This is a genomic window from Neobacillus sp. PS3-40, assembly GCF_030915485.1.
Taxonomy (GTDB): Bacteria; Bacillota; Bacilli; order Bacillales; family Cytobacillaceae; genus JAUZPL01.
The window spans coordinates 1,614,383-1,639,728 of sequence record NZ_CP133266.1; the positions used below are offsets into that span (position 1 = coordinate 1,614,383).

General features: G+C 36.6%; 29 protein-coding genes. 5 read left to right on the top strand and 24 right to left on the bottom strand.

What is annotated here, in order from left to right; genetic code table 11:
* Positions 1 to 150: 150 nt before the first annotated feature.
* The 5 genes from RCG20_RS08190 to RCG20_RS08210 form a co-directional block, all read right to left on the bottom strand.
* On the bottom strand, positions 151 to 552 hold the full coding sequence (locus RCG20_RS08190; protein WP_308183725.1) for a cytosolic protein: 402 nt from the start codon (positions 550 to 552) through the stop codon (positions 151 to 153).
* A gap of 204 nt (positions 553 to 756) precedes the next feature.
* A complete protein-coding gene (locus RCG20_RS08195) occupies positions 757 to 1,695 on the bottom strand; it encodes a magnesium transporter CorA family protein (protein WP_308183726.1) in 939 nt (312 codons plus the stop codon).
* A 13-nt stretch (positions 1,696 to 1,708) separates the two neighbouring features.
* Complete coding sequence (locus RCG20_RS08200) at positions 1,709 to 1,837, bottom strand: hypothetical protein (protein ID WP_308183727.1); 129 nt, start codon at positions 1,835 to 1,837, stop codon at positions 1,709 to 1,711.
* 164 nt (positions 1,838 to 2,001) lie between these two features.
* Positions 2,002 to 2,895, bottom strand: coding sequence for a cation diffusion facilitator family transporter (locus RCG20_RS08205; protein WP_308183728.1), 894 nt, complete (start codon positions 2,893 to 2,895; stop codon positions 2,002 to 2,004).
* 60 nt (positions 2,896 to 2,955) lie between these two features.
* Positions 2,956 to 3,099: a hypothetical protein gene (locus RCG20_RS08210; protein WP_308183729.1), complete on the bottom strand. Its 144-nt coding sequence runs from the start codon at positions 3,097 to 3,099 to the stop codon at positions 2,956 to 2,958.
* Positions 3,100 to 3,202: 103 nt separating this feature from the next.
* On the opposite strand from RCG20_RS08210, the gene RCG20_RS08215 reads away from it, so the two are divergent.
* Positions 3,203 to 3,388: a YozQ family protein gene (locus RCG20_RS08215; RefSeq protein ID WP_308183730.1), complete on the top strand. Its 186-nt coding sequence runs from the start codon at positions 3,203 to 3,205 to the stop codon at positions 3,386 to 3,388.
* Between the two features lie 51 nt (positions 3,389 to 3,439).
* On the opposite strand, the gene RCG20_RS08220 is transcribed toward RCG20_RS08215, so the two are convergent.
* A complete protein-coding gene (locus RCG20_RS08220; RefSeq protein ID WP_308183731.1) occupies positions 3,440 to 4,192 on the bottom strand; it encodes a TraR/DksA C4-type zinc finger protein in 753 nt (250 codons plus the stop codon).
* Between the two features lie 232 nt (positions 4,193 to 4,424).
* Here RCG20_RS08220 and RCG20_RS08225 point away from each other — a divergent pair, with 232 nt between their 5' ends.
* A complete protein-coding gene (locus RCG20_RS08225) occupies positions 4,425 to 4,589 on the top strand; it encodes a hypothetical protein (RefSeq protein ID WP_308183732.1) in 165 nt (54 codons plus the stop codon).
* 20 nt (positions 4,590 to 4,609) lie between these two features.
* On the opposite strand, the gene RCG20_RS08230 is transcribed toward RCG20_RS08225, so the two are convergent.
* From RCG20_RS08230 to RCG20_RS08245, 4 genes are all read right to left on the bottom strand, one after another.
* Complete coding sequence (locus tag RCG20_RS08230) at positions 4,610 to 5,239, bottom strand: LysE family transporter (protein WP_308183733.1); 630 nt, start codon at positions 5,237 to 5,239, stop codon at positions 4,610 to 4,612.
* Positions 5,240 to 5,486: 247 nt separating this feature from the next.
* Positions 5,487 to 6,527 carry a glycosyltransferase family 2 protein gene (locus tag RCG20_RS08235; protein WP_308183734.1) on the bottom strand — a complete coding sequence of 347 codons (1,041 nt, stop codon included), beginning with the start codon at positions 6,525 to 6,527 and terminating at the stop codon, positions 5,487 to 5,489.
* A gap of 20 nt (positions 6,528 to 6,547) precedes the next feature.
* The gene (locus tag RCG20_RS08240; protein ID WP_308183735.1) at positions 6,548 to 8,218 is read right to left on the bottom strand and encodes a DUF6044 family protein; all 1,671 of its coding nucleotides are present in this window, start codon (positions 8,216 to 8,218) and stop codon (positions 6,548 to 6,550) included.
* A gap of 263 nt (positions 8,219 to 8,481) precedes the next feature.
* Complete coding sequence (locus RCG20_RS08245; protein ID WP_308183736.1) at positions 8,482 to 8,640, bottom strand: Spo0E family sporulation regulatory protein-aspartic acid phosphatase; 159 nt, start codon at positions 8,638 to 8,640, stop codon at positions 8,482 to 8,484.
* 307 nt (positions 8,641 to 8,947) lie between these two features.
* Between RCG20_RS08245 and RCG20_RS08250 the strand changes: the two genes are divergently transcribed.
* A complete protein-coding gene (locus RCG20_RS08250; RefSeq protein ID WP_308183737.1) occupies positions 8,948 to 9,934 on the top strand; it encodes a potassium channel family protein in 987 nt (328 codons plus the stop codon).
* Positions 9,935 to 9,991: 57 nt separating this feature from the next.
* Here RCG20_RS08250 and RCG20_RS08255 read toward each other — a convergent pair whose 3' ends face one another.
* The gene (locus RCG20_RS08255) at positions 9,992 to 11,338 is read right to left on the bottom strand and encodes a glucose-6-phosphate isomerase (RefSeq protein ID WP_308183738.1); all 1,347 of its coding nucleotides are present in this window, start codon (positions 11,336 to 11,338) and stop codon (positions 9,992 to 9,994) included.
* Positions 11,339 to 11,606: 268 nt separating this feature from the next.
* Positions 11,607 to 12,770 (bottom strand): iron-containing alcohol dehydrogenase, encoded by a 1,164-nt coding sequence (locus RCG20_RS08260; protein WP_308183739.1) that lies wholly within the window; start codon positions 12,768 to 12,770, stop codon positions 11,607 to 11,609.
* A 173-nt stretch (positions 12,771 to 12,943) separates the two neighbouring features.
* Between RCG20_RS08260 and RCG20_RS08265 the strand changes: the two genes are divergently transcribed.
* Entirely contained in the window at positions 12,944 to 13,177 is a 234-nt protein-coding gene (locus RCG20_RS08265; protein ID WP_308183741.1) for a DUF378 domain-containing protein, read from the top strand.
* 139 nt (positions 13,178 to 13,316) lie between these two features.
* On the opposite strand, the gene RCG20_RS08270 is transcribed toward RCG20_RS08265, so the two are convergent.
* From RCG20_RS08270 to RCG20_RS08305, 8 genes are all read right to left on the bottom strand, one after another.
* The gene (locus RCG20_RS08270) at positions 13,317 to 14,516 is read right to left on the bottom strand and encodes an ornithine--oxo-acid transaminase (protein WP_308183742.1); all 1,200 of its coding nucleotides are present in this window, start codon (positions 14,514 to 14,516) and stop codon (positions 13,317 to 13,319) included.
* Between the two features lie 239 nt (positions 14,517 to 14,755).
* The gene (gene yugI, locus RCG20_RS08275) at positions 14,756 to 15,160 is read right to left on the bottom strand and encodes a S1 domain-containing post-transcriptional regulator GSP13 (RefSeq protein ID WP_308183743.1); all 405 of its coding nucleotides are present in this window, start codon (positions 15,158 to 15,160) and stop codon (positions 14,756 to 14,758) included.
* Between the two features lie 342 nt (positions 15,161 to 15,502).
* Positions 15,503 to 15,880: a PH domain-containing protein gene (locus RCG20_RS08280; protein ID WP_308183744.1), complete on the bottom strand. Its 378-nt coding sequence runs from the start codon at positions 15,878 to 15,880 to the stop codon at positions 15,503 to 15,505.
* A gap of 224 nt (positions 15,881 to 16,104) precedes the next feature.
* Positions 16,105 to 17,514, bottom strand: coding sequence for an NADP-dependent phosphogluconate dehydrogenase (gene gndA / locus RCG20_RS08285; RefSeq protein WP_308183745.1), 1,410 nt, complete (start codon positions 17,512 to 17,514; stop codon positions 16,105 to 16,107).
* Positions 17,515 to 17,704: 190 nt separating this feature from the next.
* Positions 17,705 to 18,904, bottom strand: coding sequence for an alanyl-tRNA editing protein (locus tag RCG20_RS08290; RefSeq protein ID WP_308183746.1), 1,200 nt, complete (start codon positions 18,902 to 18,904; stop codon positions 17,705 to 17,707).
* A gap of 150 nt (positions 18,905 to 19,054) precedes the next feature.
* Complete coding sequence (locus tag RCG20_RS08295; protein ID WP_308183747.1) at positions 19,055 to 19,429, bottom strand: hypothetical protein; 375 nt, start codon at positions 19,427 to 19,429, stop codon at positions 19,055 to 19,057.
* A gap of 207 nt (positions 19,430 to 19,636) precedes the next feature.
* Positions 19,637 to 20,155, bottom strand: coding sequence for a superoxide dismutase family protein (locus tag RCG20_RS08300; protein ID WP_308183748.1), 519 nt, complete (start codon positions 20,153 to 20,155; stop codon positions 19,637 to 19,639).
* Between the two features lie 221 nt (positions 20,156 to 20,376).
* Entirely contained in the window at positions 20,377 to 21,123 is a 747-nt protein-coding gene (locus RCG20_RS08305; RefSeq protein WP_308183749.1) for a peptidylprolyl isomerase, read from the bottom strand.
* 95 nt (positions 21,124 to 21,218) lie between these two features.
* Here RCG20_RS08305 and RCG20_RS08310 point away from each other — a divergent pair, with 95 nt between their 5' ends.
* Positions 21,219 to 21,599 carry a kinase-associated lipoprotein KapB gene (locus RCG20_RS08310; protein WP_308183750.1) on the top strand — a complete coding sequence of 127 codons (381 nt, stop codon included), beginning with the start codon at positions 21,219 to 21,221 and terminating at the stop codon, positions 21,597 to 21,599.
* A 213-nt stretch (positions 21,600 to 21,812) separates the two neighbouring features.
* Here RCG20_RS08310 and kapD read toward each other — a convergent pair whose 3' ends face one another.
* The 4 genes from kapD to RCG20_RS08330 all read right to left on the bottom strand — a co-directional run bounded on the left by kapD (position 21,813) and on the right by RCG20_RS08330 (position 25,150).
* A complete protein-coding gene (gene kapD, locus RCG20_RS08315; protein WP_308183751.1) occupies positions 21,813 to 22,436 on the bottom strand; it encodes a 3'-5' exonuclease KapD in 624 nt (207 codons plus the stop codon).
* Between the two features lie 149 nt (positions 22,437 to 22,585).
* Positions 22,586 to 22,972: a hotdog fold thioesterase gene (locus RCG20_RS08320; RefSeq protein WP_308183752.1), complete on the bottom strand. Its 387-nt coding sequence runs from the start codon at positions 22,970 to 22,972 to the stop codon at positions 22,586 to 22,588.
* Between the two features lie 106 nt (positions 22,973 to 23,078).
* Positions 23,079 to 23,345, bottom strand: a complete 267-nt coding sequence (locus tag RCG20_RS08325) for a hypothetical protein (RefSeq protein WP_308183753.1) — start codon at positions 23,343 to 23,345, stop codon at positions 23,079 to 23,081.
* Positions 23,346 to 23,641: 296 nt separating this feature from the next.
* Positions 23,642 to 25,150, bottom strand: coding sequence for a leucyl aminopeptidase (locus RCG20_RS08330; protein ID WP_308183755.1), 1,509 nt, complete (start codon positions 25,148 to 25,150; stop codon positions 23,642 to 23,644).
* Positions 25,151 to 25,346 lie beyond the last annotated feature (196 nt).

Sequence of the window (25,346 nt, forward strand, 5' to 3'; positions counted from 1 at the left end):
GAAGAAAAATATGTACAATCCTTAAAGAAAACTCGCCGATTGCCGAGCCTATAAGGGATGATTAAGCGTAGTTGCCCTTATGCTTAGCTAAAAAATAGAAAAAAGCATACAGCCTTGGCTGTATGCTTTTTCAAAAATGGTCTTACTTTTTTACACTTCAATATCCTTGCCTTCTTCAACAATATGGAAAAGCAAGTGGGCTAGATGATGAATTGGTCCGTATTCCTCTTCTTCTTCCTCTTCGTTTGTTTCTTCATTATATTCAAGATCATTTAGGAAAAGGGCTGTAAATTCATAATAATCCTCTAAACGGAAGGAATAACATCCGCTTGGATCTTCACTTTCCTCTTCATATTGTAGAACGAGATAAGATACTACTCCGTCTTTATCCTCTGCATCGAAAAATACAAAAAAGCCCATATTTGTATCCAAATCAAATAAGTGCCTTGTCCCACCTTCTGTCGCTTTTCCAAAATCCTCTTGGTTAAGCTTTTGGATTTGCATGGCATCCACACGATCTTCTTGATGAAAACTTACTACAAATGACTTCATCCTTTTTCCTCCTCCGTAACTATTGGTTTCATATAGAAACGCATATTTTTATCATACCCTTTTTATTTTCATTATAAAAATTTTATGAGCTAATTTTTTGATTAAAAGTATGAATATGCCATGAAATAATCTAATAAATGACTTTATCTTTCCCTTAATATAGAAATCGTTAGAAAAAGCCAGCCCGAATTTCTGGGCTAGCTTTCAAAAGTATTTCTTTTTCCAAAAAATAAATGCGGTTAATCCTGTTAAAAGTCCGGATATTAATAGCGGTATCATATATGAGTGTGCAACATGCTGAAATGGTATCCCAACGTTCATCCCATAAAAGCTAGCAACCATCGTTGGAAATGAGAGAATAATCGTAATTGACGTCAAGAATTTCATCACGATGTTTAAATTGTTTGAAATAATTGATGCAAAAGCATTCATCATTCCGTTTAAGATGGAGCGGTATGTTTCCGCCATTTCAATGGCCTGTGTTTTTTCAATAATAACGTCCTCTAATAAGTCCTTATCCTCTTCGTACATCTTCAAATAATTAAACCGAAGAATTTTATCCAACACAACCTTGTTAGATTTCAATGAGGTGGTAAAGTAAACCAAACTTTTTTCTAACGCTAAAAAGGCATATAATTCTTTATTTTTCATGGATTGATGGATTTCCCGTTCAATTTCATTTGTTTTCTTATTAATAAGTTTTAAATAACGAAGATAATAAGATGAAATAACAAATAAAATTTGCAAGGCGAACCGCGTCTTTTTAAAGGTAAAGAATTCTTTCATTTTATTGCTCTTAAAATCAGCTAAAATGGGTGTATCTTTTAATGAAACCGTTAAAATACAATCCCCTGTTAAGACAATACCAATCGGGATGGTTTCGTAAATAGGAAAACCCGAATCATCATGGGTTATATAAGGATAATCGACGATAATATATACTTGGTCATTATCCCTTTCAATCCGTGGACGTTCTTCATCGTCCAGAGCATCTTTGATTAAATCAACGGGAATTTGTGCGTCATTTGCAACTCGATTTATTTCTTCTTCTGTTGGAGCATACATATTGATCCAACAGCCCTTTGTGATTGTATCGATCTTTTCTAAAATTTTTGCTTCATTGCTTTTAAAAATCTCGAGCATTCATAAAACCTCCTCACTTTGTTTGAGGAAGCCATCCTACCTTATCTAGAGCTGATATTCTTGCAGAAACCAATTCATTCAATTCAAAGATATTGACTTCCCCCTGCCTACTACTTGGGTCTGGGTCTATCGGCAAACTCAACAATATCAACTCCTTTTTCCACCTATTCTTACTTCCTTATCATAAACCCAAATCCACTAAAGCACAAACCTGTTTTTACGTGCTTCGTAGAATTTTTTCCATTAATTCGAAATGTTTATATGAATAAAGGATTGGCTTCATAAATAGTATTCCGCGTATTTTTGCTACTCTTCTGGATAAAAGGGATTTAAATGGATTAATACTTCCTTAATATTATCAAATTTACTCATTAGTTTTTCTTTTATCGCTTTTGAAAGATCATGGCCTTCTTTAATCGTCATAGAATGATCTACAGATATTCGCAAGTCCACCAGGATATAATGACCATGTTCTCTAGCCCTTATTCGGTCAATCCTTTTTACTTTATCGAATTCTGAAATAATCGCAAGATAGTCCTTTAAAGTATCGGTATTTATGCTTCGTTCCAACAAAATGTCAAAAGCTTCAATTAACATTTCCTTTGATATTCTAAAAATCAAATAGGCAACAAAAATACTGGCTACTTTATCTCCATATTGTAAAATGGCTATATTAGCCCATTCTCCAATGATGGAAAGTAAAACCCCAATTGCCGCTGCAATTGATGCCCAAATATCTGCTTTATGGTCAAAAGCAATCGCTTCAATCGCCTTGCTATTATACTGTTTTGATACACCCAATGATGTTCTAAACAAAATAACCTTTGCAAGGAAGGAAAATATAGCAACCCACAAAGCTAATAAGCTCGGGGTTTCAATTTTATGAAAAAAGCCACTTATTCCTTCGTAAACAACGTAAATGGAGACAAAAAAAAGCAATATCCCCACAATCCCCGATACAATGACTTCTGCTTTACCATGTCCATATGGATGTTCTTTATCTGCAGGCTTGTTGGAAATCCTTATCACGACCAAAACAATGATCGATGCAAAAACATCCGCTGCAGAGTGAATACCATCTGCAAACACAGAATCACTATTTCCGTACAAACCTATAATAATTTTCCCCAATGTTAAAATCACATTACTTACAACACTAATCCATGCTACTTTTTTAGCAAGGGCTTCCCTTAATTCCATTTTAATTTCACCTAAGGGGAATTTTTCTAAATCATTCCCCTTTCCCTCTATTTGCTTTGATTAAATAAGTTTTCCTTCTTCATCTAATTCTTCTCTTACTGCTTCCTCTTCTTCGTCAACAGTTATCCTGGTAATTTGATCATGCAGCTGATGGAATGCTTCATCTAAGTTTTCCCGAGAAGGAAATTGTCTCTTTTCTTTCATTTGTCCCAACTCCATTGTAAATTATTTTTAAAATAAAGAGTAATCCTTTCTCCATTTGCAGAAAATACCTTTGTTCAATTTCAATAAAAAGGAGGGTTTAAAAATGGATAAAAAGGTTCCAAACGGAAGTACAAAACTAGCAGGACGCACTTACGATACAAGTGATTATCAAAAAAAAGATTCTCTCTCAAACGGGCTGGCAACAACCCATGAACAGGTTAGTGATACGTATATGGAAGGTGAAATCGGTGCTGTCACCGATGACAAAGCAAATGTAACCAAGAAATAAAAGCATAATTAGAGAAAACAGCCTTCTATTGAAAGCTGTTTTCTTTTATTATTAATCCTCATCCACGTAAGGATCATGTTCATATGCCGGTAAATCACCAAAGCTTGTCATGATTCCCTCTTCATCCAGCGCTTCCTCGTATTGTTCATGCTGTGGATTCGGATAGACGGTAATATTTTTCCCATACATATCATTTCCAACAAAGTTTTCGTAATCCTCTACGTATCCAACATTTTCATCTGCCTCGATGTAGATATCCTTATAGTCATCTTGAGAAAAAGCCAAATCTGATGGTGTTTCCGATGTTCCCCATTCTGCAACCGCCTGCCAGGAATCCTCAGCGTCAAAAGCAACATCCTCATGTTTTTCATCCATATCAAATTTCCCCCATGGAGGCATTAAAACACCTTCCTCCACTGGTCGGTCGTGTGAAACAAATTGATCAGGGCTATGTTCCTTACAATATGTTGTATTTGGTAAAGCCTCTAATCTCTCTATCGGGATCTCACGTCCACAAACTTCACATTTACCATATGTTCCATTTTCCATAGCAAGAAGAGCATGATCAATATTGTGTAATGCCATTTCATAATGTTCATTTAAAGCGATATCCTTTTCACGCTCGTAAAGGTCTGTCCCTTCATCAGCCGGGTGGTTATCATAACTCGACAACTCTCCCATAGATTCATGATAAAAGCCCCTCTCTAAACCAAAATGATCATTTTGCTCTAAATGCTTCTCTAATTCCTTTTTTTCCTTAAATAATTGTGAACGTAACTCAGCCAATTGCTGCGTGGATACCATGATTTTACCCCCTTGTAAAAGATATAAAAGCAACAGATGTATATAACTTTTACATTTTCCCATTTCATAATGTTCCTTCTTATTTTCGAGTTTTTTTCTCTTGATTATGTAAAAAAGTTTTCAATTCCAACAAACTCCTAATCACATTTCCCACCTATAATCGAATACTTTTTGTTTAGAGGAGTATGTTAACAAACAGAACTGCATTTAAAAAGAGAAAGAAGGATACAAAATGGTGAATGAAAATTTCAGAGAATTTAATAAGGTTCAGCATCAACATCAAGGGGAGTACCTTGGATCCGATAAAAAACAGAAGCCTGGTTTGAATGACCCTGAATATAACAATCAAGACAATACAGATAAATCCATTGGGGCAACTGGCCGAAAACTTGATTAATTTGGGGGCTTGGCCCCTCATTAATTATTCATAAATATGCCAATGGCCTGTACACCAAAATAAATTCCAAATCCAATCAGGGAAAGGCCAGATAAGATTGATATAAAAACAATTGATTTCGAAGTTAAAAAATTTCTAAAACTACTTGATACCCCCGCCATCATGATATCCCAAAGCAATAATCCAATAAAAATAGCACTACTGTAAATCATGAGTTGACTTCTCTCATAGGTGGCAACAGTCTTGGCAAGAATTGATCCATAAATTCCTAGCCAAAAAAGAATGGTTAAAGGGTTGGAAATCGACATAAAGAACCCTGAAAAAAGAGTTTTCAGAAGGGATTCTTCACTACGGCGCTGATCTAGATTCAGTTTTCCAGCGCCGATTAAGCTTTCAACACCAGTATAGATAAGCACAAAACAACCAAACGACCACAGGAACATTTTCATGAAAGACGTTTCAAGAAAATGCGAGACCCCTATGTAGACAATAAGCATATAAATTCCATCTGCTATAACCGCTCCAACCCCTATAAACCACGCATGAAGAAATCCATTCCGAATTCCTTTATCAATTTGTGCCGCATTAATTGGGCCAATTGGGGCCGCAAGCGACAAACCTAACAGGATATAACTTAAAAAGGTATTCATTACTTCTTTCCCCCTTAAATCTGTACGTGGGAATATATTTCTCCAAGTACTAAGCTAATAATGGATGACAGTCTGTGTTAAAATTTATTTTTTTGCCACCAGGTTGATTGGAGCGGAAATCAACAGGCAAACTTAACGGAGACTTCCCAAAAAAAGCCTGTCTACAAATTATTATTCAGGGGATTCATTTTTTACCACAAAAAAAGGCTGACTCCAAAGCAAAGAGCCAGACCCGTGATTATACATTTTATTTTGTTTCAGATAGCTTCCTAAATTCATCGAACCTACTCAATTCCAATTCCTCATCAATTGTAGAACTTTTCAGCCTTGGTATTCCCATATTAAACATATCAATATCAATAATATACTTTGGGCGGTGTTTCGATTCTTTATAAATTTTACCCACATATTCACCAATTAAGCCGATTGCAATTAGTTGCAAGCCTCCAATGAGCCAAATAGAAGTGATAAGAGATGTCCATCCTGTCTGTGTCTGCCCTAAAAACTTTAGCGTTAAAAAATAAAGGCCAAAAAGGAGGCTGCCAAAAAATGAGACAAAGCCAAGCAATAAAACCAATCTGATCGGTGTGACCGAAAAGGACGTGATTCCGTCAAACGCAAACGCCAGCATTTTTTTCAATGGATACTTTGTTTCACCAGCATGCCTTTCCTGACGATCATAATAAACTTCTGAGGAACGAAAACCAATGAGAGGAACAATACCTCTTAAAAATAGATTCACTTCATTAAAGCGCTCTAGTTCACTAACGGCACGTCTACTCATTAATCGGAAATCAGCATGATTATATATGAGACCAACCCCTAATTTTTTCATTACCTTATAAAATCCTTGGGCAGTGCTTCGTTTAAAAAAGGTGTCAGTATCTCTTCCTTTACGCACTCCATATACAATTTCGTTTCCTTCATTGAATTTATGAATGAATTCACGGATCACATAAATATCATCCTGAAGGTCAGCATCAATGGAAATCATACAGTCTGAATTATCTTTTGCCGAAAACAAGCCAGCTAATAAAGCATTTTGGTGGCCAACATTCCTTGAAAGCTTTAAACCGCGAACATATTCATTATTTATTCCTTCTTTATAAATTAAATCCCACGTTCGATCCTTACTACCATCATCAACGAATAGGAGTTTGCTTCTGTTCGAGATCAACTTTTCATTTATTAACGCAAGCAATAGTTGATGAAGTTCTACCATCGTTTCCGGCAAAACCTCTTCTTCATTAAAACATGGCACCACAACTGTAAGGACTGGTTCACTCATTGCTGCATACCTCCTGATGATTACATTACCTTGTACAAATAAATTTTCCATGCTGAATTCTTGGTTTCGAATGTTTTTTCAAGGATTAGTTTATTTTGGCCTGCGTTGTCAATTGGAAGACTTGAGAAAATGTAACGACCACCCATTTTTTTAAAAATATTCGTGTTTAACTGGAGATTTTTCAAATGCCTTTTTGAATCTTTTTTTATCATATAGCGCTTCCCAAGCTGGCTAGTAAAAATGTAACAGCGCCCACCCCATTGATCGAAATAGGTGCGAACGATGCCATTTTTTTTTAGTTCCTTTTCAATAATTTTTCTAAACTGATGTTTATAACGTAATGGATAAAAATTATTATATGTATCAAGGGTGTAAAAGCCATTGTACTGAGAAATGGCTGGATGAATACCAATACTAGCAACCCGATATTCCTTTTGTGGCTCGCCGATATAATTTTTAATCTCTTTAAATAAATCCTCCGCATAAAACTCTTTTACAGTAGGCTTTTCATGGTAAATAATTTCATCATTAAAAAGGGCTAAAAAAACAAGTTGTGCCGCAATTAACCATTTGGCTGCCCTTGCCCAGCTTTTCCCTTGAACAGAAAGAATCTTTAATGCGAGTGCAAATCCTGCATAAATAACAAGGGGTCGTAAAAAGTGATACCGTGCAAAATTAAAGGTATCCATGAAGTGAAACCGTTTAATTATAGGCAACCATCCTTTATAAAACCAAAAAGCATACCAGAATGACAGGAAAATATTAAAGATAAATAAAAACACAAAGATCTTTTCCTGTTGCCAAAGTTTCTGTGAATAAACAAAATAAATGGCAATAAGTGTTACGGGTAAAATAATTAATCCATGGACCGTCATATCATGTGTGTGTCCAAGCAAATAATTTTTAAAAGCTAAGCGAACCGCATGCCAAAATGTTAGGTGAGCATGAAAGTATTCATCACGGCTGTTTAGTTCGGTTGTATATAAAAACGAGTAAACAAGTCGATATTCGACAAGCATATAAATCGATGTCATATAAAAAATAGCTAAGAAAAACCGGACATTCCAGCCCCTTCCCCTTAGAACATCCCAAAGCCAAAAAATCCCCATAGCACTTAAAAAGAAGAAGAAGCCTAAGACAATACTTGAATATAGAGGTAAAAGGGTAAGGACCAGATAACTTTTCCAGAATGCTTCGCCGTTTCTTATGTTAAGGAAAGCCCAAAGTGCGAAAGGCATTCCAAGTGTACTTAGCATTCCAGAAGGCCAAAAGGGTGTTAAGGAAAAGGCAAGAGATGTGCCAACTTGAATAAATTCCCACTTCTTACCTCGCAACAAGTGCTTTTTAAGAAGTAAATACATTCCAATAAAAGCTACAACTCTTGTCAGTGCTTGGCTTAATCCATAGGCAATCATGGTTGGAAACAAGGCAAAGAGCCAAACGATTCCGCTATACTCAGTCCCAAAAGCATTTCTAGGTAATCCATTAATAACTTGTGGGATGACAGAATTCAGTGCTCCGAACATTTTCCCACTTCTCGCTAACACCTTATACCAAGCTAAATTGGAATCCAAATTATCATGAATTCGAATATGAGCATTTTCTTGTAAAATAAACAGCGGAGCAAGGTATGCTGCTAGGATTAAGAAAGCAATAACCAACAATTTCCGTTCTTTGATCCTTTGAATCATCACTTTTTTACCCCTTAAGAAATAACATTGCTTATACTATTTGCAAGCTACAAGAAAATTATTCCTAAAAATCATAGTTTTGGATGCCTAGTAATTCGCAAACGTCTTGTTGATCTGAGGGAGCATTAGTGGGTCCAAAATGAAGTGATCTATTGATTAAATTAACTTGAGTTATCCTTAAAGGGCTGTTGAATTAAACAAACAAATTAATTTTGAAATTAAAAAAGCCTTCCGATCTCCCGGAAGGCTTTTACAAAGATCTATTAACTTTTATTAGTGTTGTACCAATTTAAAAGGTAATCCAGCTTTTGACTACATTGAACAACATGTGGATTTGAATATCCATATTGATAGGCTAACGTGATCATTTCAGTCCTAGTGCTTTCAATATCCGATAATAAAGTATCCAAAGGTAATGTCATAGCTAAGATCCCCTTTTCAATTTTATAACATTGATAGGTTATTAATCATACATTATTCGTTTTTAGGATTAAATGCAAGGAAAAACTATCTAAAAAATAGATATTTTGTAAATAATTTTACTAGTATTTATAAAATATCCATTTTTACCTTTATTTGATTATGAGGTTACTCTTTTTCGTCAATAATGGTAAAGAAAACTCGCTGATTGGCGACGATGGCAGAGGCGTAGTTGCCCTAAGCGCTGGCAGAATTTATGGATATAAATTCTGATTAGCTAAAAAAAATGAACAATCTGAGGTGATCGGCATGTCAAACCATTTTTATATAAGTTTTTTACGCTTGCCGCTCCTTATACGAGTATTATTAATTGCACTCCTTGTGTTTCTTACCTTCGGTGTCATCATTCATCTTTTAGAACCTATTACCTTTCCTACTATTTTTGATGGGATTTGGTGGGCCATTGTGACGGCGTCTACTGTCGGCTACGGGGACTATGTTCCACGTACCTTATTAGGAAGATTCACGACCGTCATCCTTATTTTGCTTGGGGTTGGATTGGTTTCCTCTTATTTTATAACTCTTGCTACTACGGCTGTCACAAGACAGGATGCCCTTTCGGAAGGAAAAATAGCCTTTAAAGGAAACAAACATATCATTATTGTTGGCTGGAATGAGCGATCAAGAGAGTTAATTAGAAAACTTACACTTCTAAAATTTCCTCAAACAATTGTGTTAATTGATGAAACACTTGAATCAAATCCAGTCCAATCAAGGTATGTCCATTTTATTCAAGGAAGATCTCATATGGATGAGACTATTTTAAAAAGCAATATCGATCAGGCAGAAAAGGTTTTAATCACTGCAGACCGCGGAGATGATGAACTTCAGGCCGATATGAATAGTATCTTAACCTTGCTTACAATTAAAGGCTTATGCCCTCATGTCAAATGTATCGTTGAAATTTTAACAGCAGAGCAAGTTGGTAATGCCGTTCGTGCTGGAGCAGATGAAGTCATCCAATCCAACAAATTGACAAGCATCTTTATGGTAAACAGCCTCCACTCGAAGGGTGATGGACTTTTATCAGATTTTGTCCATCATTTGCAAGAAAGCAGACTTGAAGTTTCTTCAGTAGCTGAAAAATTTGCTGGAAAAGCCTTTAAAGACATCTATATCGAGCTTTATGAACACGGAAATCTGTTGATTGGGATAAAGCGAGGAGAAAAAACCTTTTTGAACCCTTCCCACTCACTTCAATTGGAAAAAGATGATCAGTTATTAATCATAAGTTAAAATGGCTTCACATTAAAGAGAGTGTTGATCATCGTGATCAACACTCTCTTTGCTTTCTTATAATCGTTTTTCAAGTTCAGCTTTCTTCTCTTCATACCCAGGCTTTCCGAGTAGCGCAAACATATTTACTTTATACGCTTCAACTCCTGGCTGGTCGAATGGGTTTACTCCTAGTAAGTACCCGCTCATCGCACAAGCCTTTTCAAAGAAATAAGCTAAGTAGCCAAACGTGTATTCATCCATTGCAGGAATAGTAACAATTAAGTTCGGTACTCCACCATCTGTATGGGCAAGCATTGTACCTTCAAATGCCTTATTATTAACAAAATCAATTGTTTTTCCAGCGAGATAATTTAAGCCGTCAAGATCGTTTTCTTCTTTTTCAATTTTTAATTCGTAGCGTGGCTTATCCACCTTGATAATGGTTTCAAATAAATCACGACGACCTTCTTGAACATATTGTCCAAGCGAGTGCAAATCAGTTGAGAAGTTTGCTGATGACGGATAAATTCCTTTTTGGTCTTTTCCTTCACTCTCGCCAAATAACTGTTTCCACCATTCTGAAAAATATTGAAGTCCTGGCTCATAGTTAATAAGCATTTCAATGGTTTTTCCTTTATTATAAAGAGCATTACGAACAGCCGCATATTGGTAAGCTTCATTTTCTTCAAGTTCAGAATGGCTATAATCCTTGCTTGCCGCTGCTGCTCCTTCCATCATTTTCTCGATATTTGCACCACTTGCTGCAATTGGTAATAAACCAACAGCTGTAAGGACAGAGTAACGGCCACCAATATCATCTGGAATAACAAACGACTCATAACCTTTTTCTGTTGCTACTGTTTTTAATGCACCTCTTGCTTTATCCGTTGTAGCATAAATTCTTTTGCGGGCTTCTTCTTTACCATATTTTTCTTCAAGAAGCTTACGGAAAAGGCGGAATGCGATAGCTGGCTCCGTTGTTGTTCCTGATTTAGAGATAACATTGATAGAAAAGTCCTTCCCATCAAGAAGATCTATTACATCAGTCATGTAGCTTGAGCTAATACTGTTTCCAACAAAAATGATTTGCGGTGTACTTCTTTTCTCTTTTGGAAGAGCGTTATAGAAGCTGTGCTGAAGCATTTCAATCGCTGCTCGTGCTCCTAAATAAGAGCCTCCAATACCAATAACAAGAAGGACGTCAGAATCCGACTTGATTTTCTCAGCAGATTTCTGAATACGTGAAAATTCTTCTTTATCGTAGTTGGTAGGTAGATCAATCCATCCTAAAAAGTCACTACCTGCTCCTGTTTTTTCATGTAATGAGTGATGAGCCACTTTAACAGCATCACGTAGATATGTAAGTTCGTGTTCTCCAAAGAACGTTAATGCTTTTGAATAATCAAAATGAACATGTGTCATGAAGGATCCTCCAAAATTTTATTTTCACTACCCACTTTAACCAATGACGACAAGTTAATCAAGAAACCTCCCTTAATGTAAGCGCACCCAAATAAATATTTAGATATTTTTCTAAAATATCGTTACTTTTAACTGATTTAGCCTTACTTTTTACACCATTTTTACTAATTTTAGCTTTTTAAAACGTATAAGATTTAGTTTATATTTAAAGCAACCTTATAAATTCTGCTAAGCCAAGAAAACCAGGCAATATCTGCCCGGTTTTCGCTTACAATGAAGCTCGATATATAGCTAAAACATCTTCCCTGTTTAGCTTTTTGAAATTGCCAAATTCTCCATTGACCATTGCTTTGTCTGCCATTAGATCAAGTTGACTATCATCTATATCATAATCTGCCAAACGAGCTGGGGCACCTATACCTGTCCAAAAATCACGAAGTTTTTGAATTCCTTCAAGACCAACTTCTTCGTCGCTCTTTCCTTCTGGATTCACACCAAATACTCTAACGGCAAGTTGCTTAAAGCGCTCAGGCTTCACTTTCAGGTTATGCTCCATCCAGTGAGGGAAAAGAATCGCAAGTCCCCCTCCATGTGGAATATCATATACAGCAGAGACCGCATGTTCAAGATTATGAGTGGCCCAATCGCCTTGGTACCCCATTGATATCATTCCATTTAAAGCCATCGTTCCATTGTATAAAATAGTTGCCCGATTTTCATAATCTTCAAGATCATTCAACAGTTTTGGAGCAGTCTCAATGACCGTTATGAGTAATGATTCACACATCCGATCTTGAAGTAGTGTATTTTCCTCTAAATGAAAATAATGTTCCAAAACATGTACCATCATATCAACCATTCCATAAATGGTTTGATTCCTCGGCACGGTAAAAGTATTTACTGGGTCTAAGATTGAAAATTTAGGGTATGTAACCGCACTTCCCCATCCATATTTTTCGTTTGTTTCCCAGTTGGTAATAACAGAACCAGCATTCATTTCAGAACCTGTTGCCGCAAGGGTTAAAACGGTTCCAAATGGGATAGCGTCGGTTGCAAATGATTTTTTTACAACTAAATCCCAAGCATCCCCATCATATTTTGATCCTGCTGCAATCAACTTCGTACAGTCGATGACACTACCACCACCTACCGCTAAAATGAAGTCAATTCCTTCTTTTTTACAGATTTCAATCCCTTTTCGGGCAGTTGCGATACGAGGATTTGGTTCAACACCTGGAAGTTCAAAAAGCTGAACATCTATTTCATTTAGGTTCTGGATGACTTTGTCGAATAAACCACTTTGTTTAATACTGCCCCCTCCAAAAACAAGCAATACCTTCTTTCCGTATTGAGGAATTTCAGCTTTTAGCTGTTCTAATTGATTTTTGCCAAATATTAATTTCGTAGGATTCCAAAATGTAAAATTATCCATTTATAAAAGCCTCCTTTTCATTGTTTATTATTATTTATTTTGTTTTCAATTGCAAAGAGGATGATTTTTTTTTTGAAATGGGGGAAATATATAATGAATCATTTAGAATGAATAATTTTCAAAAGTATGATTCATTCTATAAAAGAATTTCATTTAAATAAGGAGGCATCATCATGAGTGCTATTCAACGCATTGCATTAGTTCTTACAATTATTGGTGCAATAAATTGGGGCTTAATCGGATTCTTCCAATTTGATCTAGTCGCATCCATCTTTGGAGGTCAAGGTTCAACACTTTCAAGAATTATTTACGGATTAGTTGGTATTGCAGGCCTTGTAAACTTAGGGCTTCTCTTTAAACCAAATGAAGCAATGGAGAGAGAACCTGAGGTAAGACCTACAAGATAAACGATTGGCGAGCTCTAAGGGCGATGTTTAGGCATAGTTGCCCTTATGCGCTAGCAGAACTTATGGATATAAATTCTGCATAGCAAAAATAAATGAAAATCCTTGCATCATTCATGCAAGGATTTTCATTTGTAAGTTATTATCCTAAAACATTCTTAATCCGTGCAATAGCCCAATCTAGCTCTTCTTTAGTTATCACTAACGGAGGAGCAAAGCGGATAACGGAATCATGTGTTTCTTTACACAAGAGTCCTTCTTCTTTTAATTCTTCGCAATATTTACGTGCAGCTTCCGTTAGTTCAACACCAATAAATAATCCACGTCCGCGAATTTCTTTTATGATTGGATTTTTAATTTCCTTTAATTTACTCATGAAGTATTCGCCAAGCTCCAATGACTTATCTGCCAGCTTTTCATCAATAAGTACATCAAGGGCAGCAACGGAAACCGCACATGCTATTGGATTACCGCCAAAGGTTGAGCCATGTGAACCAGGGTTAAAGACCCCAAGAATATTTTTATTTGCCATTACGCAAGAAATAGGGAAAACGCCTCCGCCTAAAGCTTTACCAAGGACATACATATCTGGTTCTATCTCTTCCCACTCACAAGCAAACATTTTACCTGTTCTTGCTAAACCTGCTTGAATTTCATCGGCAATAAATAGAACATTATTTTCTTTACATAATTCAAATGCTTCTTTTAGGAAACCTGGCGGCGGAATGACAATGCCTGCCTCGCCCTGGATAGGCTCAATTAAAAATGCCGCAGTATTTGGTGTAATGGCTGATTTTAATGCTTCAAGATCACCGTAAGGAATCAGTTTAATTCCTGGAAGCAACGGACCAAAGCCACGTTGATATTCTGGATCTGATGATAATGAGACAGCTGTCATTGTCCGTCCATGGAAGTTACCAATGCATGCAATCATTTCAGCCTGATTATCCGCTACTCCCTTTACATCATATGCCCAGCGGCGGGCAGCTTTAAACGCCGTTTCAACTGCTTCTGCTCCCGTATTCATCGGAAGAGCCATTTCCTTGTTGGTTAATTTACAGATTTTCTCATACCATGGACCGAGTTGGTCATTGTGAAATGCCCGTGAGGTTAATGTCACCCGATCTGCCTGATCTTTTAATGCTTGGATAATTTTTGGATGCCGGTGACCTTGGTTTACAGCGGAATAGGCACTAAGCATATCCATGTATTTATTACCTTCTGGATCCTCTACCCAGACACCTTCAGCTCTTGAAATTACGATTGGTAGCGGATGATAATTATGTGCTCCATATTTTTCTGTTTGTTCGATTATTTCTTTTGAGTTTTCACCTGATACCATAATAACTCCTCCATTTTATATGTAAAATCAGTCTATCTTTATTGTAGCCGAGTGAGTTAAAAGAATGAAGGATTGTTTTTAACTTTTCTAAAAATTTGCTTTGTTACATTATTTTGTTGTAATACGAGTTGAACCGACCATTCAGTGAAAAGAAGGTTTTACAATTGATTAACTAGAGTTGTTTAACAAGTTGAAAAAAAGGTCTGGTCTCAAATTTGAGACCAGACCTTTTACTTATATTATTTTTTCACTAAATCTTCACGTTGTGATTGATCAATCCACTCTTGAAGTTTATCTTTTAGAGTATTAAATCCTTGTTGATCATCACTTTCAGGAATAATTGTAGCAGTTTGACGTTTAGCACGAGGCTTCTTTGGTTTTGCGATTGTTTGTGCAGGTGCTTCTTCTGTAGCTCTGATCGACAGACCAATTTTGTTAGCTGCTTCGTCAATAGACAAAATTTTAACGTTAACTTCGTCCCCTACTTTTAAATGTTCATTAATATCTTTTACGTAACCGTGCGTGATTTCAGAAATATGAACAAGACCTTGCGTTTTATCATCTAACGCAACAAATGCTCCATAAGGCTGGATGCCAGTTACCTTTCCTACCATTATACTACCAACTTCGATTTTTTCAGACATGAAAACACTCCTAAATAAATTATTTACATCGATTTTATACGCATTTTAATATTATATCACAAGGAAACGGCTTTATCAAAAGACTCAATTATCAGAATCCATTTTTATTAAAGCTTTAAATGTATTTACAGGGCGGAAACAGATAATTTTTCCTTACTTTTAATTATTTTACATTTAATGAGTATATAAAAAGGCATATTGGTAAACCTAACTATATAAGGCTTTCTAGTATTCCCCCTTTTTGAAGTGGACAACCAATAATGTGGTATGTCCTCTTTTTTTTGGCTGATAAAAGACAGGCAATTGTGCCCGTCTTTATGAAGTCCGTTTCGAAAACAGCTTTTATTTTAGTACATATTCTGCTAGAACACTTTGTAATTCGTAAATGTTCAGACTCTTGTTAAATTGTTTTTGAAGGGGAAGGGCATTTCCAGAAATCCAGATTTTCAATTCTGCATCCAGATCAAAATTACCGGCTGTCTCGATACTGAAATGAGTGATATTTTTATATGGAATAGAATGGAATTCCACTTTTTTTCCGGTAATTCCTTGCTTATCAACTAAAATTAACCGCTTATTTGTAAAGATAAATAAATCCCTGATCAGTTTATATGCTTTTTCAATTCTTTCATTAGTTGAAAGAATTTTAGCAAAATCCCTTTGTACCTCTGCAACATTTACTTCAGAAGCATTACCCATCATTCCATCAAAAATACCCACTACATTTCCCACCTCTCAAAAGATAATCCTATTATATACGATTTTGCAAAGGTTCCAAAAAAAGCTTGGTGATTCACTCGTCGACACAGCAAAAAACGATAGACAAGATGGTTTCTCTTTAACCTTCTTGTCAGATAGCTTTAACCATTTCAATTCCCGAAGTATACTATTTAAAAGTTCAAAATCAAACTCTGGTTTTCGGATGGGTCTAGCCTATTTTCCATTTATGCCCTTAGCCAGTCTGAATGGAAAATACCTTCCTTGTCAACTCTTTGATACGTATGTGCCCCAAAGTAATCTCTTTGTGCTTGTAGAAGGTTGGCTGGAAGAACCTCCGTCCGGTAGCTATCATAATAAGCAAGTGCGCTAGCTAGACCGGGAACAGGAATTCCTACTTTAATTGCAGTTCCAACAACTTCTCGTGCGGCATCCTGATAGTTCTCAACAATTGACTGGAAATAAGGATCTAATAAAAGATTATCTAATTTAGGATTCCGATCATATGCATCCTTAATATTCTGCAAAAATGCAGCACGGATGATGCATCCGCCTCTAAAGATCATCGCAATTTCCCCAGGTTTTAAATTCCAATCATAGTCCTCCGATGCTAACTTTAATTGAGCAAAACCCTGTGCATAGGAGATTATTTTACTTAAGTAAAGTGTTTTTCGAATTAACTCGATAAACTCATTCTTATTCCCGGTAAAAACGCTCGTAGGGCCTCTTAAAATTTTACTTGCCCTTACACGCTCATCCTTAATTGCTGACAGAAAACGCGAAAAAACAGATTCAGTAATAATCGAAAGTGGAACCCCTAGGTTAAGTGCACTTTCGCTGGTCCACTTCCCAGTTCCCTTTTGTCCTGCAGTGTCTGAAATGACGTCCACAAGTGGCTTTCCAGTATCAGGATCTATTTTTGTAAAAATATCTGCCGTAATTTCAATTAAATAGCTATCAAGTTCACCTTGATTCCACTCTTTAAACACATCATGAAGTTCATTTGTCGATAAGCCTAGAACTTCCTTCATTAAATGATAGACCTCGCAAATCAATTGCATATCACTATATTCGATCCCGTTATGAACCATTTTAACGTAATGTCCAGCCCCGTTTGGACCAATGTATGTGCAGCAAGGATCACCATTAACTTTTGCAGAAATAGCAGTTAATAGTTCCTTAACCGCTTGATATGCCTCTTCTTGCCCGCTTGGCATAATAGCAGCTCCGGTAAGAGCACCTTCTTCTCCACCCGAAACACCTGCCCCGATGAATAAAATTCCTTTCTTGGCAAGATCTTGATTTCTACGAATTGTATCTTCGTAATGGCTATTGCCACCATCAATTAAAATATCACCTTTATCTAAGGAAGGGAGCAAGGAATCGATTGCTTTATCCGTAATCACTCCTGCATTAACCATTAACATTATTTTGCGGGGAACTTCAAGGGACTCAATAAATTCTTTAATATTCGTAGTCCCAAATAGTTTTTTCCCATTATTATTTTCAATTATTTCATTTATTTTTTCGACTGAGAGATCGTAGAGGGAAACAGAGAAACCTTTACTCTCGAAATTAAGGGCTAGACTTCTTCCCATGACTCCTACACCGACTATTCCTATCTGCTGCTTTTCCAAACAAAACAATCCTTTCACAATGAAAAAAATTTTATATAACAATATTATATAACGAAAAAAAATTTCAAACAATTTTTTTAAGTATAATAATCGTCCTAAATCTCTAATCTTCATTTAAAAATGGATGGTATTGAAGGAAATAATCGGAAACATCATTTTCCTATTTTTGATGCGAATTGACCATGCCTATTTACTTTATACTTTTTATTAAAATCTCTAATAATTGTTCACCCTCCATTAGATTGTCTCCGCCGCCCTGGACAAACATTTCATTCCCACCACCTTTTCCGTTAATAAGTGGGAGAACTTCCTTACATAAATTTTTCATATTAACTATGCCTTTACTACCTCTAGCACTGACAAATTGCAGACGATCTTTATTTTCAGCCACAAAGAAAACATAAGAATTTTCTTCACCAATAGTAATAATACGCGCAAGCTTTTGAAGCTCTTGAATGCTTCGATCCTGATAAACATGGCCGATAACTATTTCCTCACCTTGGGCTTCGTTATGATCGAGTAATTCCTTAGCTTCAAATTGGAGAATGTCTTCTCTTGCCTCTTCCAATGCCTTCTCCAACTCTTTTCCCCCGTCAAGAATCCTATTCACCGCTGTCTCCATTTCTATTTCAGGAACATTAAGCTGCTTTGTAAGCGTAAGAAGTACTTTTTGTTTCTGATGAAACTGTTCCAAAACGCGTTCTCCACATATAAACTGAACTCGAACCTTTTTCTTTTGCTTTTCCCAATCTAGAATTTTTATAGCTCTAACTTCACCAGTTGTTTTTGGATGTGTTCCGCCACAGCCGTTATAATCAAATTCCGGAATAATGACCAGGCGAATTTCCTCTTTAACCTTTGTTTCCTTCCGCAAAGAATAGTGTGTTAATTCTTCTTCTGTGACCCATTTCGTTTCAATTGCTTTATTATCTAAAATAATTTGATTTGCTAAGGCCTCTACATCCTTTGCCTCTTGTTCTGACAACTGTTCTGTATCTAAATCGATCGTAAGTATCTCCCTACCAAGATGGAAGCTTACTGTTTTAAAATTGTGGAGAGATTCAAATGCGGCGGATAAAATATGCTGCCCCGCATGTTGCTGCATATGATCAAACCTTCTCTTCCAGTCAATTACTCCAAAAACTTCCTTGCTTATTTCGGGTATTGGTCTTTCAAGATAATGACGAATTTCACCGTCTGTTTCTTCCACATTAATTACATTAATATCGTTAATTGTCCCAACATCATGCGGTTGCCCACCACCCGTTGGGTAAAAAGCTGTTTGGTCTAGCACAATATATGTTTGGCCCTCATCATCCTTTGCATGTCTAACTACGCCCGCTGTGAAAGATTGTATGTATGCATCTTGAAAATATAATTTGTTTTCCACAAGTAGTACCCTCCATAATGATCAACCTGTTTTTCTTCCATTTTGTTCAAAAAAATAAAATAAATCAAGTTAAAAAGAAAGTAATTAGACTACCTATCATAGGTAGTCTAATTATTTTCGAATAAAAATAGAGTCATAAAGGTTCCTTTATTATTTTTCTTTTTTTGATCGAGGATATCCCTGATAGCCTGTTTGTGGATAACCGGTATGAGGATAACTTCCCATTGATTGCGGATGCGTTACTTGTGGGTAACCCGCTTGTGAATGTGGATAACCACCTGACATTTGTGGATAACCGCCCATTGAATGTGGATATCCATGTGGATGAACCTTATGCTGATGGTGGTAATAGCCCCCCGGCATTTGCGGGTAACCCATATGAGGATGTGGATATCCGCCCATATGTGGATAACCTGTGTGAGGATATCCTCCCATCATTTGTGGATAACCTGTATGTGGGTATGCTCCCATTTGCTGCGGAACCCCCCCAGCACCCGGGTATCCTCCATAGAATTGTCTACTCATTTTGAATCCCTCCTTTCCAACTTGTACACATTAGTGTATGTCCACATCTGAAATATGCTTAGATGATTACCTACTAATTTAAAATATATAAGCCGGTTGGGTAGCTTAATTTATAAATAGTACATTCTGATTAGCAAACAAAGACTATTTCCATATGAAGGAAATAGTCTTTGTTTTTTTATTATCTGGCCTTCTTTTTTTCCATACTTACTTTTTACCCTTTGTGATTTCTCCGCAGGCAATTCGTTTTCCTGAATCACCAGATGGCTGAGTCATACCATCATCTTTTCCTTCATCAATAACGATCGAAGTACCTTTTTTCGTATATAACGATTTTTTTCCATCTTTCAATGTTACATTTGGCGCCATTATTTCCGCCTTTACACTTCCATCATCTTCAACGATTAAATTTGGTAGATCCCCAGCATGTGCTCCCTTTGGATGAAGAAGACCATGTTCCTTACTTTCAGGATTATAATGGTTCCCAGCTGATATAAATTCTGGGGGCTTACATTTCCCGCATTCATGAATATGAATAGCGTGAACACCTGGGGAAAGGCCTTTTAAATTCACATCAAGCTTCAATCCGCTTGCTTGTTCAGTTAGTTTTATTTTCCCGAGCGAATCACCAACCGCATTAAACATCTCCACATCAACCTTAGTCGGATTCTGTTGTGTACATCCTGAAAGCAATAACAACGGAATGATGAACCAGCTTTTCTTCATAAGTAAAACCCTCCAAAATCCCTATTTGGAATTAGTTTCACCTTCTTACCTGTTAATATTCTTTTTAAAGAAAACTCGCCGATTGGCGAGCCCCTAAGGGCGATGACAGAGGCGTAGTTGCACTTATGCGCTAGCAGAATTTATGGATATAAATTCTGATTAGCTAAAGAAAACTCGCCGATTGGCGAGCCCCTAAGAAGCCATTCCTTATTTTAGAGACACTATTTTAAAATATTAATTTTTTTAATGATAACATCTTCTTTAGGCTTATCATTTGCACCTGCTGGTGTATTTGCAATTTTATCTACAACATCCATTCCTTCAATAACTTGACCGAAAACAGTGTGTTTATGATCTAGCCATGGTGTTCCCCCATTTTTTGCATAGGCATCAATAATTTCTTTCGGGTAACCCACCTTCTCCATTTGATCCTTCATAGCTGGATCCAGTGTTGCATTTTGAACGATAAAAAATTGGCTGCCATTTGTATTCGCACCAGAGTTTGCCATGGAAAGAGCTCCTCTTAAATTAAAAAGCTGCTTGGAAAATTCGTCCTCAAACGGCTGCCCGTAAATGCTGTCTCCACCCGTTCCATTGCCATTAGGATCTCCACCTTGAATCATGAAATCCTTGATAACACGGTGAAAAATCAACCCATTATAATATCCTTTTTCACTATGCTTCACAAAATTCTCCACTGCTTTAGGTGCATATTCAGGGAATAATTTAATTTTAATGTTACCCATAGATGTTTCCATTTCAACTAATTTTTCATTTGCTGCTACATCTGTTGTTAGCTGTGGATAACTTGAATTTATCACCGTATTTTCCCCTTCCTTTTGCTCAGTTTTCTGAGTGCTATTTTTAGGACTGCTCGTTTTTGATTCTTGTTGCTTCCCATTGCCTGTCCCACAAGCGGCGAGCAAGAAAATAATAGCCACTATCGAGACATATGTTTTTATTCTCATTTATCATCCCTCCATTTTTTTACTTTAACCGAAAATGTTCTTTTTTGCACTCTGTTTTGATATCGGTCATAATAAATTAACAAAGGAGGGATTTTGTGTCAGAACTAATAATTGGCGATCATGTTACAGCAATGAATAAAACCGGTAAATACATAGGGGAAATCACAGACATTCGGCCAGAGCATTATTTAGTTAAAGTCTTAGCCGTCCTTAAACATCCAATGCAAGGTGACATTCATCATCCAAAAGATACCGATGTAGGCTTTTTCCATGAGAGACGTGCTTTGGCTTTTAGAGAGCAAACCAATGTACCAATAAAAATGGTAAAACTTTACGAGGAAGAAATTCCTGAGTATAAAATCTCCTTACGGGCAGCTGTGGATAAAATGAAACAGGAACTAACAGAAACAGCTTCACCTTGGGCTGAAAAATGCCTAGAATTGGTCAATTCGCTCGAAAAGGATTATTTTAAGTAAGGCTCTTTTCTTAAACTTTGTTGCTATTTGGAACTAAATTAGAATGGTATTCCAGTTTACCGATAAAAACTGTAGGAAGTTTTTAAGAAAAGAGCACGATACCGTTGTTATTTCGGGTTTTTAGACTAGGTACGAAAAACAACAATCTATGCGAAAACAGCCTTAAGTAAAGAAAATGTTAAAGGCCAAATCACATTTTTAGTGATTTGGCCTTTATACGAATTCATTTAAAAGTTTTGAAAAATCAATACGGTCACCAATAGTGGTTGGCTTTGGCTTTTCTAAGTAACGTTTATCCTTTTCAACAAGACGGAATATATTATAGGTTGTCAATGCATCATCAAGGGCACGGTGATGCTTACCAGTTCCTTCTTTTCCGTATTGCTGAACAGCCTTCCACAGGCCCGTTTGGTTTTGATCCCCAAAAAAGCGTTTATACTCCATGGATAGATCAATTTCTGAAGCCGTCTTAAATGGAAAAGGGACTCCTGCTCGAAGACAATTATGGCGAAGAACCTTCATATCCATATTGCCCCATGTTACAATTACATTTTCAAACTGTTTAATGCAATCCTCGAATTTTCGAATCATCTCAAAAAATGACATCCCTTTATCTACTTGTTGTTGTGAAATATGTAAAAAAGATTTACAGCGCTCTGAAAGGGTCGGGAATTTAAGGGGGGCCACAAAGGACGAAAACTGTTCAATAATTTGATCATCCACAACCAAAACAACTCCAGCTTCGATGATTTCCGGATAAAAGTCCTTCATCCTCATATTTTTTTCGGGCATCGTAAATTCAAAATCAATAAATAAATATTGCCGCCTTCCTTTCATTTCTATCACCCCTAACTTTATTACATTATATAAATTAACTAGTACAAAAATTTGCACTAGTTTTTCTTTTAGTATAACACGAAATCAGAGGTCATTTTTTAAAATTTGAAAGAAAAGAATGTGATTTACTCTATCCAGAAATATTGATATTATTTCTTTATTTTTATAATAGCTATCGTACATCTCGAGATGCAAATAATTCGCTTTTGCTCGTCCATTACTTTAATATCCCAAACCATTGTTGTTTTCCCTTGATGCAGAACAGTTCCAACTGCTGTTACCCACCCATCCTTTTTAGGCCTAACATGATTCGCATTGATCTCCAATCCTGCTATCGCTTCGGTATTTTTATCAACCAATTCATATGCACCAATACTAGCAACTGTTTCTGCTAAAGCAACCGATGCTCCTCCATGCAATACTCCAAACGGTTGCCTGGTTCGTTCATCCACCGGCATTTCCGCAATAACCTTTCCTTTTTCCAGGAGAGTAATTTTAATCCCTAGTGCTTCCATTAATGTGTTTTTCAATTCCAATTTTCTTCCTCCTTGATTATATGCACCTTGGCAACATCTTTATTTATTTTACTATATTCTTTTTTCTTAAAAGAAAAAACAGCCTCTAGAGCTGTTTTTTTACCTTTTAATAATAATACTGGTAACCACCATAAGCCATACCGGGATAACCCATTCCAGGGAAACCTACTCCAGGATAGCCTACTCCTACTCCGGGATATCCTACTCCAGGATAGCCCACCCCAGGGTAACCACCATAGAATGGACGATTGAAAAATGCACTTCCTAAGCCACCACCAATTAAGCCTCCTAAAAATGCACCTGCTAGCGGCAATCCAAACAATCCAATAAATCTTTGATCCTGTACTTGATAGGGATTCCTATATCCATACATATTGCGTACCTCCTCCTAAGCATATACTTGCCTACACTATTTCATATGCGATTGACCAGGGATTGGCGTGGGCTTTCAGTACTGTGAATATAGGTTTTGGCCATTTTAGGATGACCATATCAAATTATTTATAAAACTCCTGGGTTAATAAAAAGAACCCCTTAAGTCCATATACAAGAAAAAAAGCCGATTATTCTTCCAAAAAAGTATGGAACGAATGTCGGCTTCTTAAATAAGCTATTTTATGGTTTTAACATTTTTTTTAGTGTCCAAGCGATACACCAGAAGCTTCTTACTTATTTTCCGAATGGTTCAAAGCACTCAACAAATAATGCTAATGTCCGCGTCATTACACCAGTTGCGCCAGCAGGGCCAAGGTCGTATTCCTTTGAAGTCGTTGCAGTTCCAGCAATATCCAAGTGAACCCATGGGGTTTTTTCGGCAAATTCACCGATAAAAGCACCTGCGACAATTGCATGGCCTTCACGACCTGGAGAGTTATTTAAATCAGCTATTTTGCTATTGCGCACTCTTTCCTTATCTTTTTCAAATAACGGCAGTTGCCACATTGGTTCCCCTGCTTCAAATGAGGCTTCTAATACCTGTTCATACAATGACTCATTATTCGTCATTGCCCCTGTGGTATGGAGTCCCAAGGCAGTGATTACGCCGCCCGTTAAAGTAGCAACATCCACTAAATAGTTTGCACCATGATGTAATGCATACGTTACCGCATCTGCAAGCACAAGTCGGCCTTCTGCATCTGTATTTAAAACCTCAATTGTTTTTCCACTCATCGACGTAATTACATCATCAGGTTTAAATGCTGAACCGCTGATCATGTTGTCTGTTGAAGGAATGACGGCAACAACATTTTGTTCTGGCTTCAATTCACCAATGATTTCCATTGCCCCCAGAACTGCAGCAGCACCACCCATATCTGTTTTCATACCAACTATTCCATCCTTTGTTTTGATCGAATAGCCACCCGTATCAAAAGTGATACCCTTTCCAACAAGCCCAATTACGTCTTCCCATTGCTCTTTCCCCTGATATTTAAGAACAATCATCTTTGGAGGCTCAGTAGATCCTTGGTTTACTGCAAGAAATGCTCCCATACCAAGTTTTTGAATCTCTTCTTTTTCTAAAATTTCTACTTCGAAATTGTATTTTTCTGCCAACTCTTTTGCATAGTTGGCAATATCTGTTGCTGTTAGTAGGTTACCCGGAATATTCACGAGTGTTCTTGCGGAATTGGTCCCTTTACCAAAAGCAAACCCAACCGTGAGTGACGATTCAATTTCATCTTCATCCGAAACTTCACTATAAACTGTAAGTTCTTTGATGTTCTTTTCTGGTTCATTCGATTTTTGTTTATACCCTTCAAATCGATAGGTTGCTAATGCGAACGCTTCACTAACTGCGTGCGCTGCATCTAAACTGCCTATTTTTTCAGTAACAAATGAATCTAAAAGTATTGCTGCTTCTTGTAGTTTATTTTTAGTTACTTCTTTAAACAACTTACCGAACGAATCACGTAATTTTTCAAACGTTAAATTCTTCTCTTTTCCAAGTCCAACAAACAAAATTCTTTTTGAACCTATTTTACCAAGGCTATGTATTTTATTAATTTTTCCAAGTTTCGCAGATATATCCCCACTCTTAAAAAGCTCTGCTAATTGTCCCTCAAATTTTTCGTCCAAAACTGCTATGTTACCTTCGAACTTTTCAGATCTTTCAAAAAGGCCAATAATTAAGCATTCATGAACATTTGAAACCTGGAAATTATCTTTTACTAGAAACATTTTATTACCTCCTAAGGTTTTACTCCATTATATCTGATAACTGTTTTTATTTCGATTAGCTAATCTTCTGGAGTAAGAATATTTTTCAATATAGCTCCTATTACATAATAAACTGTTTCGGTTTAGCATAGCTCTACACTTTCTGCGAAACAAAAAAACAGACCCATGGCCTGTTTTTCTGGAGCTTACTTCGAAC